Origin of the sequence: Aureimonas phyllosphaerae (assembly GCF_047943035.1) — a bacterium.
Taxonomy (GTDB): Bacteria; Pseudomonadota; Alphaproteobacteria; order Rhizobiales; family Rhizobiaceae; genus Aureimonas; species Aureimonas phyllosphaerae.
The window spans coordinates 1,492,506-1,508,756 of the sequence record NZ_CP181348.1 but is presented as its reverse complement, the minus strand read 5'-3'; the positions used below and the strand labels follow the sequence as shown (position 1 = coordinate 1,508,756).

The following is a 16,251-nucleotide window of genomic DNA, read 5'->3' as shown; positions in this document are numbered from 1 at the left end:
AAGGCTGACGGCGTCAGGCCAGCCCTTCCTTCTTGGCTTCGTCGCGGGCGGTGCCGTAGGCGGCCTGCGCGACGGACGACACCTTCTGCGCGATCGTCTCGCCTTCGCCCGTCGGCTTCAGCCCCTTCGCCTCGGCTTCCGCGCTGCCCGCATCGAAGGCTTTCGCCGCGACCGTGCCGGCCTTGTCGAGCACGTCGCGCCCGGAATCGAGCGCCTGGTCGCGCAGCCGGTCGCGCGTTTGGCCCAGCCACTCGTCCTCGGTCCGCGTGGAGGGCAGCGCTGCGCCGATCGCCGCGCCAACCGCCAGGGCCACCGCGCCGAGCACCAGCGGCTCCTCCTGCAGCGTATCGAGGAATGTGCGGCGCGCGCGCCGCCCGTAGTAGCTCGCGCTATCGCCGGCATGCGACAGGCCGCGATAGGACGCCTCGCGCGCCCTGGTGGCAGCGTCGCGTGCGTCGTGCGACAGGCGCGAAGCGCTGTCGGAGGCGGAGGAGGCCGCATGCGAGATCGTATCGCCCGCCTTGCGGGCGGCATCGCTGACGGCGCCCGCCGCGCTCGAGGCCGCCGAACCGACGGACGAGGCGGCGCCGGACACCGAGGACCCGATGCCCGAGGACGACGATCCGCTGCCGCCGGGATAGGGGCCGGAGGTCACGCCGCGCGTGCGATCCGCCTCGTAGCCGCTGTTGTAGCTCTCGAACCGGTTGTCACGGTCGTCGGCCGCCCAGCGGTCGGGGCTCCAGTCCCGATCGCCGCGGTCGAACGTGTCGTCGTATCTGTCGCGCAGGCGGCGGCCGGCGTCGCGCGCCGTGTCCTTGGCGCCCTGCCCCAGCATCAGCCAGGCGATGCCGGCGCCGACGAGGCCGAGTGCCAGCGGGTTGTCGCGCACCTGCCGGTTGAGGGTCCGCGCCATGTCGGCGCCCTGCCCTTCGCGCAGGTAGCCCATCGCCTCGTCGACGATCTGACCGGGCGACAGCTTGCCCTTCAGGCTTTCCAGCGTGGCGTCGAGGTTGGAGCGGCGCTCCTCGGCCTCGCGGGCGAGGCGATCGGTTTCCGTGCTCATCGCGTCTGCTCCTTCACGAGTTGGCCGTCCTTCTGCAGTTGGCCGAGCGAGCGCTCGGGCGCGAGGTTCACGGCCTCGAGGTTCTTCTTGCCGGCGGCGAGGAGAACAACGCCGATCACGGCAATCACGACGCCGACGAGAAGCGCTGCCCAGGCCGGATCCATGACCTTGCCGAGCGCCACCACGAGGGCCCCCGACAGGACGATGAGGGACACGAGGAGGCAGATCGCGCCGGCCACCAGCGAGCCGCCGGCCAGCTGGATCTGGGCGACCTTGTCGGAAATCTCCGCGCGGATAAGCTTGCCTTCGGTGCGAAAGAGCTCGGTGGTCTCGCGCAGGAGATCGCTGAGAAGGTCGGGGACCGAACGGCTTTGCTGCGGATCGACGCTCATGGACGCTCTCCCGTACCGGGGTTCGAGGAATGGGACAGGCCGGCCGTGTTGGATGAGCCGGATACGCCGGGCTGGTTGAGGGCGGAGGTCTGCGGCGCATCCTGCGGCGCGCGGTAGCCGGTCGCGTCGGCCTGCGACGAGGCGGCAGCGGTCGGGGTGGAGGTCAGACCGCTCGTCGCCGTTGAGCCCGACGCGCCCGGACGGTTCAGCGCGGCATCGGACGCCGACCCCATGTCCTGTCGCCCCGAACGGTCGCCGAACGACGACGCTGCGCCGGACCCGGACGAGTGGCCTTGGAAGCGGGAGCGGCCGTCGTCATGGCGCCAGTCGTCGCTGGAGCGAGCACCATGGCCGGCGTTCGAGCCGAGCGGGCCGGCATGGTCGCTCGAAGCGCGCACGAAGCGGCCGAGCGCGACGCCCGCGAGCGCCGCGCCGATCAGGAAGGCGCTCGGCTGACGCCGCGCGAAGTCTGCGACCGACCGGGTGATGTCCTGGACGCTCCGCCCCTCGATCGCCTCGGCGGCCTGCTCCAGCCCGGACGCGGCCTGGCGGGCGAGGCCGGCGGCCATCGACTGGTCGCGCGCCCCGAGTTCCTCGGAGGCCTTGCGGATCGCGGCGGTGAAGTCGGACAGGCCGGAGGCGGCGGCCGCCTTGCCGTCCTCGACGCTGGCACTCGCGCGCTCGCGCATGCTGTCGCCGAGGCTCGCGCCCTCGCGGCGCAGCGTCTCGCCGGCGTGCGCCGCTGTGTCACGAATGGATTGGCCCTCGCGCCGGGCCGCGTCGGACAGGGTCTGGCGATCGGTCTCGGCTCGTGAGCCGGTCTGGAATGGATCGGACATGAGGTTCTTCCTACCTGAGGCCGAGGAACGACAGGATGGCGAGGACGACGACGATCAAGCCGATGAGGTAGATGATGCTGTTCATGGGCGGCCTCCTTTCGCGACGGCGATGGGGCGGCCGGGCAGGCATATGCGCCCCGACCGCTCAGGAAAGCCAACATTCACCCCGGCTGATGGTTTCTGCGACTTGCGGGTTAAACGGCTTAGCCACCTATGCTCCGTCGGCCCGCCGGGGGTCGGACGAAGCCGTGCGGTCGAGGTTCGAGACCGTCTTGCGCCCCCCAAAGCCCGTTCATATATAGCCCTCAGCCCGCCGGGGCGGCCGTTTTCGAGAGCCCCTCGGCGAACCGAAATCCCATCCAAGGTGCGGCCACGCGGAACGCCTCGATCGAGGGTCCGGGCCCCACGCTCAACAAGGAGAGACAGACAATGGCGAAGGTGATCGGCATCGATCTCGGAACCACCAATTCCTGCGTCGCCGTCATGGACGGCAAGACCGCGAAGGTGATCGAGAACGCGGAAGGCGCGCGCACGACGCCTTCGATCGTCGCCTTCTCGAACGACGACGAGCGTCTCGTCGGCCAGCCGGCCAAGCGCCAGGCGGTGACGAACCCCGAGAACACGCTCTTCGCGGTGAAGCGCCTGATCGGCCGTCGCTACGACGACCCGACCGTCGCCAAGGACAAGGGCCTCGTCCCCTACAAGATCGTCAACGCCAACAACGGCGACGCCTGGGTCGAGGCGCACGGCGAGAAGTATTCGCCGAGCCAGGTCTCGGCCATGATCCTGCAGAAGATGAAGGAGACGGCGGAAGCCTATCTCGGCGAGAAGGTCGAGAAGGCCGTCATCACCGTTCCCGCCTACTTCAACGACGCCCAGCGCCAGGCGACCAAGGACGCCGGCAAGATCGCGGGCCTCGACGTCCTGCGCATCATCAACGAGCCGACGGCCGCGGCCCTTGCCTACGGCCTCGAGAAGAACGACGGCAAGACGATCGCGGTCTATGACCTTGGCGGCGGCACGTTCGACGTGTCGGTGCTCGAGATCGGCGACGGCGTCTTCGAGGTGAAATCGACCAACGGCGACACGTTCCTCGGCGGCGAGGACTTCGACATGCGCCTCGTCGACTACCTCGCGTCCGAGTTCAAGAAGGACCAGGGCATCGACCTGAAGAACGACAAGCTCGCCCTTCAGCGCCTGAAGGAAGCGGCCGAGAAGGCCAAGATCGAGCTGTCGTCCGCCTCGCAGACCGAGATCAACCTGCCGTTCATCACGGCGGACGCCTCCGGTCCGAAGCACCTGACGCTGAAGCTGACGCGCTCGAAGTTCGAGAGCCTCGTCGACGATCTCGTGCAGCGCACGGTCGGCCCGATGAAGGCCGCCCTCAAGGATGCCGGCCTCACCCAGTCCGACATCGACGAGGTGGTGCTGGTCGGCGGCATGACGCGCATGCCCAAGGTCCAGGAGGTCGTGAAGAACTTCTTCGGCAAGGAGCCGCACAAGGGCGTCAACCCGGACGAGGTCGTCGCCATGGGCGCTGCCATCCAGGCCGGCGTTCTCCAGGGCGACGTGAAGGACGTGCTCCTTCTCGACGTGACCCCGCTGTCGCTCGGCATCGAGACGCTCGGCGGTGTGTTCACGCGCCTCATCGACCGCAACACGACGATCCCGACCAAGAAGTCCCAGGTCTTCTCGACCGCCGAGGACGGCCAGAACGCCGTGACCATCCAGGTCTACCAGGGTGAGCGCGAGATGGCCGCCGACAACAAGTCGCTCGGCCGGTTCAACCTCGAGGGCATTCCGCCGGCACCGCGCGGCGTGCCGCAGATCGAGGTGACCTTCGACATCGACGCCAACGGCATCGTCAACGTGTCGGCCAAGGACAAGGGCACGAACAAGGAGCAGCGCATCACCATCCAGGCGTCGGGCGGCCTGTCGGACGCCGACATCGACAAGATGGTTAAGGAAGCCGAGGCCAACGCCGACGCCGACAAGAAGCGCCGCGCCGCGGTCGAGGCCAAGAACCAGGGCGAGAGCCTCGTGCACTCGGCCGAGAAGTCGCTGAAGGACTACGGCGACAAGGTGTCCGAGGCCGACCGCAAGGCGATCGAGGACGCGATCGCGGACCTGCGCGCCGAGCTCGACAAGGCCGACGCCGATGCCGACGCCATCAAGGCGAAGTCGGACAAGCTCGCCGAGGCTTCGATGAAGCTCGGTCAGGCGATGTACGAGGCGAGCCAGGCCGGCGAGGACGAGGCGGCCCAGCCGCATGCCTCGACCGCGCAGGGCGGCCGTGACGACGTGGTCGACGCGGACTTCGAGGAAGTGCAGGACGACGAGCGCAAGAAGTCGGCCTGATCGACCTCTTCAACGCCTAGGATGAAAGGCCCCGGCGGGACGCTCCCGCCGGGGCCTTGTTCCATGTCGTCCTGCGGAACCTTTCGCCGTTAGGCACCGCACAACGAAATTTTATCAGTCATCCTCCAGAGTCATCGGCACCCGTCTCTGACATCTCGCTCCGAGGATGCCATGAAATCGCTGTCCAGTTCCCTGTCCGCCAAGCTGATCCTGGCCGCGGGAGGCGCGGTGACCCTGGTCCTGGCCGGCGCCTTCACCTGGATCTCGATGAGTTCGGCGGACCGGATCGAGGCAATGGCGCTGGACCGCGCGACCGCCGAGGCACGCATCGTCGCCAACACGATCGGCATCGGGCTCGGTCAGGCGACGGCTGTCGGCAACGCGACGGCGGGTGCGATCGGTGCGATGCACGAGGCGGGCCTCCGGGATCGCACCGCCTATGTCGCGCTGCTCAAGCCGGCGATCGGCTCCTACCCCAACCTCTTCGGCTCCTGGATGGCGGAAGCGCCGGGCGGCATCGACGGGACGAGCGATCCCGCGGCGGCCGGCTCCAACAAGGACGGCGCCTTCACCCCCTACTGGACCAAGGGCGCGAATGGCGGCGCCGAGTACAGCACCTTCACCGCGAAATACGATGCGGACTGGTACAAGGAGCCGGTGGCGCGCGGCAAAGGCTACCTGACCGCTCCCTATCTCTCCGAGACCGGCGTCCTCATGTCGTCGGCCGCCTATCCCGTCATGTCGGGCGGCAAGCTGATCGGCGTCGCGGGCATCGACGTCGGGATGCAGGAGCTGGCCGCCACGGTCTCGGCCCTGCAGCCCTTCGGCACCGGCCGGGTGTTTCTGGTCAGCGGCGACGGCAAGTGGCTGGTCGCGCCCGATGCGGCCATGCGCACCAAGCCCTACGAGGACATCGGCGCGGTCGATCTCGCGAAGGCGGCGGCCGACGGCCAGCCGCGCGTTCTCGGAACGCTGGCCGACGGCACGACCCGCGTCGCCCTGCCGTTCCAGGTGCCGGGCTTCGATCTCACCTGGGCGACGCTGGTCGATGTTCCCGAAGCGGTCGTCGCCGGCCCCGTTCGCGAGGAGCGCCTTCTTCTGATCGGCGGCGGTCTTCTCGTCGTCGCCATCTCGCTCGGCGTCTTGGCCATGGCCTCGCACCGCGTGGTGCGCCGTCCGCTGCAGCGGCTCTTGGCGGGTGTCGAGGCTCTCAGCGCCGGCGACTACACGCGGCCCGTCGAGGGACAGGGCAGCCGCGACGAGGCGGGCGCGCTGGCGACTGCGCTTGAAGGCTTTCGCCACGAACTCGCCTCCGGCCGCCAGGCCGAGGCCGTCGCCGCGCAGGAACGCGTGCGGGCCGAGACGACGCGCCGCGAGGGCGAGGAAGAACGTGCCCGCGCCGCGGCCGAGCAGGCCGATGTCGTGCGGCTCGTCGGCAGCGGCCTTGCCCGGCTGTCGGCCGGCGACCTGACCTGCCGCCTGTCGGGCCAGATCGGCGGCTCCTATGCCAAGCTCGCCGCCGATTTCGACGCGGCGGTCGGCCAGCTCCAGTCGACGATGCGGACCGTCTCCGGCATCGTCACCAGCATCGACGGCGGCACCGGCGAGATCAGCGCGGCCGCGCAGGAGATGGCGCGCCGGATCGAGGGCCAGGCGGCGAGCCTCGAGGAGACCTCGGCCGCGCTCGCCGACATCACGCTGCGCGTTAACGAGAGCGCGGGTCACGCCGTATCGGCATCCACGACGGTGAAGGGCGCCTGCGCCGCCGCGCAGGCCTCCGACGAGATCGTCACGCAGGCGATCGACGCCATGCGCGCGATCGAGGACTCCTCGTCGCGCATCGCCAAGATCATCGGCGTGATCGACGAGATCACCTTCCAGACCAACCTCCTCGCCCTCAATGCCGGTGTCGAGGCGGCGCGCGCCGGCGAGGCGGGACGCGGGTTCGCGGTGGTGGCGCAGGAGGTGCGCGGGCTCGCCCAGCGCTCGGCCGAGGCTGCCAAGGAGATCAAGGACCTCATCGCCCGCGCCTCGCACGAGGTCGAGGTCGGCGTGACCTTCGTCGAGCGGGCCGGCGCCTCGCTCCAGGGCATCGCCGCCAAGGTCCTGGAGATCGACGGCAAGGTCACGGCCATCGCGCAAGGGGCGGCCGAGCAGTCGACCGGCATCCGCGAGATCAACACGGCCGTCTCCCATATCGACCAGATCACCCAGCAGAACGCGGCGATGCTGGAAGAGGCGGCAGCCTCCAGCCAGGCGCTGCGGGGCGAGGCCGGAGATCTGCGCGGCCTCGTCGCGCAGTTCGAGATCGGCGAGGAGCGGCCCCGCGCCTTCCACGGTCACGCGCCGGCCCGCCGGGCCGCCTGAACCGAAGCCGAGGGGCTCCCGCCCCCGTTCCGCCCCCCTGCCCCGCGTCGTCCTGGGACGAGCGGGGCTTTGCCGTCGCCCTGCCGCAGCGAGACCTGCCGATGCACTACCGGATCTTCGACTGCTGGCGCTTCTCCGCCGCGATCCTGGTGATGACCTATCACTTCATGTTCTTCGCGCCGGGCACGCACGCCGCGATCGCGACCGACGCCCTGCACCATCTCCTGCCGCTTCTCGACGCCTTCTTCATGATCTCCGGCTTCGTGATCGCCGCACGCTATGCGCCGCGCATGAACACGATGGGCGACTACCGACGCTTCCTGCGCCGGCGTCTCGCGCGCCTCTATCCCCTCCACTTCCTGACGCTTCTGTTCTTCGGCTCGATCGGCGCGGCCGGCGCGCTCGGCCTCGTCACGCTGCACGACCTGCCGCGCTGGAACATGGCGGACCTGCCGCTGCATGTCCTCGCGGTCCACGCCTGGGGCACGACGGACCGGCTCACCTTCAACTATCCGAGCTGGTCGGTCAGCGCCGAGTTCTTCTGCTACCTCCTGTTTCCGGCGGTCGTTCTCGTCTGGCGGCGCGCCGGCATCGCCGGCCTCGCCTTCCTCCTGTTCGGCTGGATCGCGGTGCTCGAAGTCTGGAGCTATGCCGGCGTGTTTCCGAGCGGGCACTGGACGAATGCCGACACGTTCGGCGCCTACCGCGCCTTTGCCGACTTCACGGCGGGCGCGCTGGCCGCCGCCCTCGTTGCGCGGCGCGCGCTCGCCGTCACCTCGCACATGCCGGGACTGCTTGCGCTCGCCGCCGCGCTCCTCACCATGGCGATCCCCGCGTTCGTCCACCTGACGCTCGCGCTCCTCTTCCTCGCCATCCTCCTGATCGGCCTGTCCGAGGGCGCGCGGCCCCGCTCCACCGAGCGGCTGGAGCCGGCCATGCCGCTCCTGCGCCTGTCCTTCAGTATCTACATCCTCCATGCGGCGTGCGAGATCGTGCTCCTGTCCTTCCTGTGGAGGCGGATCCTGGAGCCGCAGGAGATCATGAGCTTTTACGCCTTCCTGCCGGTCCCGATGCTGGCGACGATCGCGCTCGCCTTCCTGTCGGCGCGCTTCGTCGAGGGGCCGCTCGGGCGCCGGCTGGCGGGCGAGCGCGGCGCGAAGCCCCGGCCGCCGACGCTCGCCTCGGCCTGAGGCCGCGACGGGTCCGCGCAAGCTCCATCCGCTTTTGCTGATCGCTGTCCTATGGTAACGCGGGCCCTCCACGCCTACATCGGGCCCGCGACGGAACTTCGCTGGACTTTCCGTCTCCACGTCATGACTGCACCGGACGGCTGGTCCGATGCGCACGAGAACGGTGATACGCTTGTCCGTGAAGGTCGATTACTACGAGATGCTCGGCGTCGTGAAGGGTTGCGACGACAAGACCCTGAAGGCCGCGTTCCGCAAGCTCGCCATGCAGTATCACCCGGACAAGAACCCGGGCGACGCCGCGGCTGAACTGAAGTTCAAGGAGATCGGCGAGGCCTACGAGGTCCTGAAGGATCCGCAGAAGCGCGCTGCCTACGACCGGTTCGGCCATGCCGCGTTCCAGAACGGCGGCGGTGCGGGCCGGGGCGACTTCGCCTCCTCGATGGCCGACATCTTCGACGACATCTTCGGCGAGATGATGGGCGGGCGCGGCGGCGCCGGCGGACGACGCCAGGGCGGCCAGTCGGGGCGTGAGCGCGGTTCCGACCTTCGCTACAACATGGAAATCAGCCTCGAGGAGGCTTTCACCGGCAAGACTGCCGAGATCGGTGTGCCGACCACCATCCAGTGCGACCAGTGCCACGGCACGGGCGCCAAGACGGGAACGGCGCCGAAAGCCTGCCCGACCTGCGGCGGTGTCGGGCGCGTGCGTGCTGCGCAAGGCTTCTTCTCGATCGAGCGCACCTGTCCCACCTGCCAGGGTCGCGGCGAGATCATCGCCGACCCCTGCGGCAAGTGCGGCGGCGACGGGCGACTGCCGGAGGAGCGCAACCTCTCGGTCAACATCCCGGCCGGCATCGAGGACGGCACGCGCATCCGGCTGGCCGGCGAGGGCGAGGCGGGCCTGCGCGGCGGACCGGCGGGCGATCTCTACATCTTCCTGTCGGTGAAGCCGCACGAGTTCTTCCAGCGCGACGGCGCCGACCTCTTCTGCAAGGTGCCGATCTCGATGACGACGGCCGCGCTCGGCGGCTCGTTCGAGGTCACGACGCTCGACGGCGCCAAGTCCCGCGTCAAGGTTCCCGAGGGCACGCAGTACGGCAAGCAGTTCCGCGTCAAGGGCAAGGGCATGCCGGTGCTTCGCTCGACGCAGACCGGCGATCTCTTCATCCAGATCTCGATCGAGACGCCACAGAGCCTGTCGCGCCGCCAGCGCGAACTCCTGCAGGAGTTCGAGGACATCTCCTCCTCCGAGAACTCGCCGCAATCGACGGGCTTCTTCTCCCGCATGAAGGAATTCTTCGAGGGCCTCAGCGACTGAGGCAGCCGGACATGGCGGCATCGGGGAGGGTGTTGTGGACGTGGACGAGCATCCCTTGCGGCGTCAGGCCGACGCGGCCTTCATCCGCAGCTGGTTGAAGAGCCCGTTGAAGATGGGGGCGGTCTCGCCCTCATCGCGCGCGCTCGGCCGTCGGATGGCCGAGGCCGTGCCGGACGAGCCGGCGGACGGGATCGTGGTCGAGCTCGGCCCCGGCACCGGCGTCGTCACTGCCTGCCTCCTGGAAGCCGGCATCGAACCGGAACGCCTCGTCTGTCTCGAATATTCGCCAGAGTTCTGCACGCTCCTGCGCGCCCGCTTCCCGCGCGTCCACGTCCTGCAGGGCGACGCCTACGAGCCGCCCGCCGCCCTCGCCCGGCTTCTGGACGAGCGTCCCTTGCGCGCCGTGGTCTCCTCGCTGCCGCTGATGACGAGGGCCGAGCCCGAGCGGGCGCGGGCGATCGCCCGCTATCTCGACCTCCTACCGCCGGGCGCGCCCTTCATCCAGTTCTCCTACGCCTTCGCGCCGCCGGTCCGCGCCGAGCGCATCGACGCCGGCTCGACGGTCTCGCCCTGGATCAAGCGCAACCTGCCGCCCGCCCGCGTGATCACCTATCGGCGAGATCGAGACGCGGCGCGCGATCGGGCTTTGCCGACCTTCGTCGCAATGCCAAAATGACCTGCTAGGCATCGACGTCGAAGCGGCCCGGCAGGCCGCGCGCGAGACGGGAGAGCACGATGGACACTCGCATGGGGCAGGACGCGGCACGCGAACGGCGCCGGGATCTGGCGCGGTTCTTCGGAACCTGGGTCCGCAATCCGATCAAGATGGGCGCCGTCGCGCCCTCATCGGCGCATTACTGCGCGACCATGGTCGCCTCGGCGACGACCGGGCTCGACGGCCCGATCCTGGAACTCGGACCCGGCCTCGGCTGCGTCACGCGGGCACTTCTCGACGCGGGCGTCGATCCCGGCCGCATCACGTCCATCGAATACGACGCCGAGTTCGCGCGCACCCTCAAGGAGCGCTTCCCGGCCGTGAACGTCATCCGCGGCGACGGATTCGACCTCGATGCGACGCTCGATGACGGCGGCTCGGCGAAGTTCGCCGCGATCCTCTTCGCGATCCCGATCGTGAAGTTCCCGCAGGCCGAACGCCAGGCGCTGTTCTCGCGCTATTTCGAGCGTTTGCGGCCAGGCGGCAACCTGACCCAGCTCTCCTATCTCTGGAAGCCGCCGGTGAAGGCGGTGCCGGGCCTCTTCGACGTGTCGTCCTCCGACATCGTCTGGGACAACATCCCGCCGGCCCGCGTCTGGATCTACAGCCAGGCCGGGGCGCGTCCGCTGCATTGATCCCGCGCATCCTCGTCCTCACCGGCGACACCGCGCCGGGCTCCCCCTCGGCCCGCCTCGCGCTGGAAGCGACACGGGCCCTGTCCCTGACCGACGTCGCGCTGACGGGCGCGAGCCTCGCCGACTATCCCCTCCCCTTCTTCGAGGGGCCGGGCGGCGGCGAGGCGCCGCAGAACGCCAGGCTGCTCGCCCAGCGGCTGGCGCTGCAGGACGGGCTCCTGATCGCTCTTCCCGAAATCAACGCCGGCCCGCCGGCCGCCCTGAAGAACGCGCTCGACTGGGTGGCCGCGGCGGCGGACATGGACCGGGCGGCGCGCCCGCCCTTCGCCCGGCTCGTCGTGGCGCTGGCCTCGGCAGGCTCCGGGCGCGGGGACGGACGGTCGGCGCTCTGGCAGGTGCGGGCAACGCTGGCCGCCCTCGGCGCCGAGGTGCTGACCGCCGAGTTCCGGCTATCGGCCGCTGAAGCCGCGTTCGACGCAAAGGGCCGCCTTGCCGAGAGCGGCGATCGCACCCGGCTCGACGAGCTCGTCGACCGCCTGCTCGACACGTCCCGCGCGCTCGGCCGGCAGGGCGCCTGAGCGGAACCTTAACCCGGGGGGAACGTTCGGCGGCTATCCATCGTCGAGGAGTGTTCCGGATGTCGCGTGCAGGCCTAACCCAGTCCGGAGACCTCGAGCGCGACGTCCGGCGCCACCTGCACAGCCACTGGAAGGGCTATACGGTGCAGGCGGTGCTGATGATCGCGGCCGGCGCGGTCGCGATCCTCGTGCCCTTCGCCGCAACGCTCGCCTCGACCCTGTTCTTCGGCTGGCTTCTGGTGATCCTCGGGATCGTCGGGATCGTCGCCACGGTCCGCGCCGGCCGCGAGTTCGGCGGGCGGGGCACCGGGCTTCTCATCGGCGTCGTGACGCTGCTCCTCGGCATCCTGATCCTTGCCGACCCGTTCGCGGGGGCCGTCGCGCTCACCACGCTTCTCGCGGTCTACTTCCTGCTCCTTGGCCTTGCGACCTTCGCGATGGCCAATGCGTTCCGCGTGTCGGGCGGCCAGTTCTGGCTGCTGGCGCTCGCCGGCATCATCAACATCGGCCTCGCGCTCTTCCTCGTCATCGGCCTTCCAGGAACCGCGATCTGGGCGATCGGCCTCTTCCTCGGCATCTCGCTGATCAGTTCGGGGACCAGCCTTCTCTTCGCGGCGCTGCGCGCGCGATAGCGCCGGCCGGGGTCAGACGTGCTGGCCGCCGTTGATGTGGATCTCGGCGCCGTTGACGTAGGACGCCTGCCCCGAGCACAGGAAGTAGATGATGTCGGCGACCTCGGAGGTCTTTCCGAGCCGCCGCATCGGGATCTGCTCGACGATCTTCTCGGTGCCCGGCGACAGGATCGCGGTGTCGATCTCGCCCGGCGCGATGGCGTTGACGCGGATGCCGTCGGGCCCGAAGTCGGCCGCCATCTCGCGCGTCAGCGAGGCGAGCGCGGCCTTCGACGTCGCATAGGCCGTTCCGGCGAACGGGTGGACACGGCTGCCGACGATGGAAGTGACGTTGACGATCGCGCCGTTCGCGCTCGCCAGTTCCTGGTGAAGGCCGCGCGCCAGCATGATGGGCGCGAAGAAGTTCACCTGGAAGACGTCTCGCCAGACATGCATCGGGGTGCGGATCGAATCCATCCGCGCGCCCTTGTCCGCCTTCGGGCTGATCGCCGCGTTGTTGACGAGCGCCTGCAGCTTGCCGCCGTTCGCCTGCAGCCGCTGGCGGATCTCGGACACGGCGTAGCCGACGTCCTCGGGGTCCGACAGGTCCACCTTGATGTGATCCTCGGGGCCGGCCGGCCACGGGCAGTCGGCGGCGAAATCCTGGCGCGAGCAGGTGATGACGCGCCAGCCCTCGCGCGAGAAACGCTTGACGGTGGCATGGCCGATGCCGCGCGATGCACCGGTCAGCACCAGCGTCGGACGGGTGTCGGCGGGGGTGGCGGCATCGGACATCGTGTCACTCGCGAAGGCTGCGCCGTCCGGGATCTGGCGGCGGATCGGATCATCCTTTAGCCGATCCGCGCCAAGCGTGCGAACCATCATTGCGCGGCGAGTGTTTCAGCCGGCACGGCATCGGGAAGGCAACTTGAGCAATGAGCGGCAAACCGGGATCCCACACCTTTCACCGCGCCTTCATCCGCGGCATGCGCGCCCGGCCGCGTCTCCTGATCGCAGCGGGCGTCGCGGTCGCGGTCGCACTTCTCAGCCCCCGCTCGCTCGACCTGTCGACGCGCATCCTGATCGGCTGGGACGCCGGCGTCCTGTTCTACCTCGCCGTCATCGCGCGCATGATGGTGAAATCCGAGGATGCCGGCGACCTGCGCCGCCGCGCCCACCGGCAGGACGAGGGGCGGCGGGCGATCCTTCTTCTCACCGGCCTTGCGATCGCTGCCAGTTTCGGCGCCATCGCCGCCGAACTGCACGGCATCGGCGACCACAACCCCAACCCCTGGCGCCTGACGCTTGCCGGCTTCACGATTCTCCTGTCGTGGGTCGTGACGCAGGTGATGATGGCGCTGCACTATGCCGGCGAGTTCTATGGCCGGCCGAATGCCGAGGGTGGCCTCGACTTTCCCGGCGGCGACAAGACGCCGGGCTACGGCGACTTCCTCTATTTCGCCTTCACCATGGGCGCCGCCTGCCAGACCTCGGACGTCGAGGTGACCACCAAGGGCATGCGCGAACTGGTGCTGGCCCATACGATCCTCGCCTTCCTGTTCAACACGACGGTGCTGGCGCTCGCCGTCAACGTCGGCGCCAGCGTCATCTGACGCCGCCGCTGGACAAGCTGTCTGCGGCTCGGGCAAGACGGGCCATGCGTGCGAGCCTGCCCCGCCTCCCCGTCTCCGACGTCCTTCCCGCCCTCAGCCAAGCGCTCGCGAACCATGGCGCCGCCGTGCTCGTGGCGCCGCCCGGCGCCGGCAAGACGACGCTGGTGCCGCTGCATCTTCTCGGCGACATCGCCAAGGGGCGGATCATCCTCGTCGAGCCCCGACGCCTCGCCGCCCGCGCGGCTGCGACACGCATGGCCGATCTTCTCGGCGAAGCGCCGGGCGCGACGGTCGGCTGGCGAATGCGCCTCGACACCCGCGTCTCGGCCTCGACGCGCATCGAGGTGGTGACCGAGGGCGTCGCGACGCGCATGATCCTGTCCGACCCAGAGCTGTCCGGCGTCGCGGCGATCCTCTTCGACGAGTTTCACGAGCGCTCGCTCGACGGCGACTTCGCGCTGGCGCTCGCGCTCGACATTCGCGAGGCGTTGCGGCCGGACCTGAAGCTCCTCGTCATGTCGGCGACGCTCGACGGCGCGCGTGTCGCGACGCTTCTGGGCGATGCGCCCGTGATCGAGAGCGAGGGCCGCGCCTTTCCGGTAACGATCCGCCACCGCGACCGCGCCCCGGGCGAAGCCGTGGAGGACGCCGTGGCCGCGGCGATCCGCGAGAAGCTCGGCGCAGGCTCCGGCTCGATCCTCGCCTTCCTGCCCGGCCAGCGCGAGATCGAACGCACGTTGGAGCGGCTGGACGGCCGCGTGCCCGCCGACGTGATCCTCGCCCCGCTCTACGGCCGGCTGGAGGGGGCGGCGCAGGACCTCGCCATCCGCCCGGCACCGGCCGGCCGTCGCAAGGTCGTGCTCGCCACCACGATCGCGGAAACTTCGATCACCATCGACGGCGTGACGACGGTGGTCGATTCCGGCCTGAAGCGCGCGCCCGTCTTCGAACCGGCGACGGGGCTGCAGCGCCTGGAGACCGTGCGCGTGTCGCGCGCCTCGGCCGACCAGCGGGCAGGCCGCGCGGGGCGAACGGCGCCCGGCGAGGCGATCCGCCTGTGGCGCGCCGAGCAGACCGCGGCGCTCGACGCCTTCGACCGGCCGGAAATCCTGGTCAGCGACCTCTCGGCGCTGGTGCTCGACGCCCTCGCCTTCGGTGTCTCCGATCCCGCCTCGCTGCGCTTCCTCGATCCGCCGCCCGGCCCGGCCATCGCGGAAGCGCGCGCGCTCCTGCGCGACCTCGGCGCGCTGGACGAGACCGGCCGGATGACCGCGACCGGCGAGGCGATGCGCGCGCTGCCGCTGGCGCCCCGCCTCGCGCGCATGGTGGTGGGCGCCGCCCCCGGCGAGCCCCGGCGCATCGCGGCGCGCCTTGCCGTCCTCCTGACCGAGCCAGGCCTCGGCGGCCCCTCCGTGGACCTTGCCGAGCGCCTGCGCCTGTGGCGGGCCGATCGCTCGCCCCGTGCCCGCGCGGCCGAGGGGCTCGCCGGCCGGATTGCCGGCATGGCGCCGTCCGATCTCGGCGACCATCTGGACGACGACGATCCCGGCGCGCTCCTGTCGCTCGCCTATCCCGACCGCGTGGCGCTGGCGCGCGGCGCGCCCGGCAGCTTCCTCCTGTCGAACGGGCGCGGGGGGACGCTGGAAAGGGAGCATGCGCTGTCGCGCGAGCCGGCGCTCGTCGTCGCCGACCTTCAGGGCGTCTCGACCGGCGCCGCGCAGCGTACCGGCCGCATCCGCAGCGCCGCGGCGATCGATAAGGCGCGCCTCGACGCGCTCCTCGCGGCGCGCATCGTCGAGGAGGACACGCTCCAGTTCGACCCCGCGAGCCGCTCGGTTCGCGCGCGCCGCGTGCGTCGCCTCGGCCGCGCGGTCCTTGCCGAAGCGCCGCTGCCGACGCCCGCCGGCGAGGCGACGGGGCGCGCACTGATGGCGGGCCTTCGCGACATCGGCCTCGCGCGCCTCCCCTGGGGCAAGGAGGGCGAGCGGCTCCTGGCGCGGCTGCGGTTTCTCCAGCCCGCCTACGGCGCCGAGTCGGGCTGGCCCGCGTTCACGGACGAGGCGCTGCTGGCCGACCTCGAAGGCTGGCTCCTGCCCTTCGTGCCGGGTGTCTCAACCCTTGCGCAGATCGGCGAGGGAGCGCTGCGCGAGGCGCTCCTCGCCCGCCTGCCGCCCGGCGAGGCGCGGCGGCTCGACGACCTCGCGCCCTCGCACTTCACAGCGCCGACCGGTTCGCACCTGCCGATCCGCTATGAGGCGGAGGGGCCGGTGCTCGCGGTGCGCGTCCAGGAACTCTTCGGCCTGTCGCGGCATCCGGCGATCGCGGGCGGGCGCCTACCACTGATCCTCGAGCTCCTGTCGCCGGCGCACCGGCCGATCCAGATCACGCGCGACCTCCCGGGCTTCTGGAAGGGCTCCTGGGCCGACGTGCGCGCGGACCTTCGCGGCCGCTACCCGCGCCATCCCTGGCCGGAGGACCCGACCACGGCGCCCGCCACCAACCGGGCAAAGCCGCGCGGCTGACACGGCAGCGCTGTGCTGCCGCGCCGCACCTGTGCGGATGCGGGACGGCA

Annotated in this window: 14 protein-coding genes; 10 read left to right on the top strand and 4 right to left on the bottom strand. The window is 70.4% G+C overall.

Features of this window, described 5'->3' with window-relative positions:
- Positions 1-13: 13 nt before the first annotated feature.
- The 3 genes from ACLNGM_RS06965 to ACLNGM_RS06955 are packed head-to-tail and all read right to left on the bottom strand — an operon-like array spanning position 14 to position 2,294.
- The gene (locus tag ACLNGM_RS06965) at positions 14-1,063 is read right to left on the bottom strand and encodes a DUF3618 domain-containing protein (protein ID WP_416357756.1); all 1,050 of its coding nucleotides are present in this window, start codon (positions 1,061-1,063) and stop codon (positions 14-16) included.
- Positions 1,060-1,455 carry a phage holin family protein gene (locus ACLNGM_RS06960; RefSeq protein WP_416357755.1) on the bottom strand — a complete coding sequence of 132 codons (396 nt, stop codon included), beginning with the start codon at positions 1,453-1,455 and terminating at the stop codon, positions 1,060-1,062. The genes ACLNGM_RS06965 and ACLNGM_RS06960 overlap by 4 nt, the downstream gene beginning before the upstream one ends.
- Positions 1,452-2,294 carry a hypothetical protein gene (locus tag ACLNGM_RS06955; protein ID WP_416357754.1) on the bottom strand — a complete coding sequence of 281 codons (843 nt, stop codon included), beginning with the start codon at positions 2,292-2,294 and terminating at the stop codon, positions 1,452-1,454. The genes ACLNGM_RS06960 and ACLNGM_RS06955 overlap by 4 nt, the downstream gene beginning before the upstream one ends.
- Before the next feature lie 429 nt (positions 2,295-2,723).
- On the opposite strand from ACLNGM_RS06955, the gene dnaK reads away from it, so the two are divergent.
- From dnaK to ACLNGM_RS06915, 8 genes are all read left to right on the top strand, one after another.
- The gene (gene dnaK, locus ACLNGM_RS06950; RefSeq protein WP_416357753.1) at positions 2,724-4,652 is read left to right on the top strand and encodes a molecular chaperone DnaK; all 1,929 of its coding nucleotides are present in this window, start codon (positions 2,724-2,726) and stop codon (positions 4,650-4,652) included.
- 171 nt (positions 4,653-4,823) lie between these two features.
- Positions 4,824-7,019 carry a methyl-accepting chemotaxis protein gene (locus tag ACLNGM_RS06945; RefSeq protein WP_416357752.1) on the top strand — a complete coding sequence of 732 codons (2,196 nt, stop codon included), beginning with the start codon at positions 4,824-4,826 and terminating at the stop codon, positions 7,017-7,019.
- Positions 7,020-7,120: 101 nt separating this feature from the next.
- A complete protein-coding gene (locus ACLNGM_RS06940; protein WP_416357751.1) occupies positions 7,121-8,209 on the top strand; it encodes an acyltransferase family protein in 1,089 nt (362 codons plus the stop codon).
- Positions 8,210-8,408: 199 nt separating this feature from the next.
- Positions 8,409-9,527, top strand: a complete 1,119-nt coding sequence (gene dnaJ / locus ACLNGM_RS06935) for a molecular chaperone DnaJ (RefSeq protein WP_416358404.1) — start codon at positions 8,409-8,411, stop codon at positions 9,525-9,527.
- A 40-nt stretch (positions 9,528-9,567) separates the two neighbouring features.
- Positions 9,568-10,203 carry a class I SAM-dependent methyltransferase gene (locus ACLNGM_RS06930; protein ID WP_416357750.1) on the top strand — a complete coding sequence of 212 codons (636 nt, stop codon included), beginning with the start codon at positions 9,568-9,570 and terminating at the stop codon, positions 10,201-10,203.
- Between the two features lie 59 nt (positions 10,204-10,262).
- Positions 10,263-10,877, top strand: a complete 615-nt coding sequence (locus ACLNGM_RS06925; RefSeq protein WP_416357749.1) for a class I SAM-dependent methyltransferase — start codon at positions 10,263-10,265, stop codon at positions 10,875-10,877.
- Entirely contained in the window at positions 10,874-11,455 is a 582-nt protein-coding gene (locus ACLNGM_RS06920) for an NADPH-dependent FMN reductase (protein WP_416357748.1), read from the top strand. The genes ACLNGM_RS06925 and ACLNGM_RS06920 overlap by 4 nt, the downstream gene beginning before the upstream one ends.
- 59 nt (positions 11,456-11,514) lie before the next feature.
- Positions 11,515-12,087: an HdeD family acid-resistance protein gene (locus ACLNGM_RS06915; protein ID WP_416357747.1), complete on the top strand. Its 573-nt coding sequence runs from the start codon at positions 11,515-11,517 to the stop codon at positions 12,085-12,087.
- A 12-nt stretch (positions 12,088-12,099) separates the two neighbouring features.
- On the opposite strand, the gene ACLNGM_RS06910 is transcribed toward ACLNGM_RS06915, so the two are convergent.
- Complete coding sequence (locus tag ACLNGM_RS06910; RefSeq protein WP_294641021.1) at positions 12,100-12,861, bottom strand: SDR family NAD(P)-dependent oxidoreductase; 762 nt, start codon at positions 12,859-12,861, stop codon at positions 12,100-12,102.
- 140 nt (positions 12,862-13,001) lie between these two features.
- Between ACLNGM_RS06910 and ACLNGM_RS06905 the strand changes: the two genes are divergently transcribed.
- Positions 13,002-13,679, top strand: coding sequence for a DUF1345 domain-containing protein (locus ACLNGM_RS06905; protein ID WP_416357746.1), 678 nt, complete (start codon positions 13,002-13,004; stop codon positions 13,677-13,679).
- Between the two features lie 44 nt (positions 13,680-13,723).
- Complete coding sequence (hrpB, locus tag ACLNGM_RS06900) at positions 13,724-16,201, top strand: ATP-dependent helicase HrpB (RefSeq protein ID WP_416357745.1); 2,478 nt, start codon at positions 13,724-13,726, stop codon at positions 16,199-16,201.
- Positions 16,202-16,251 lie beyond the last annotated feature (50 nt).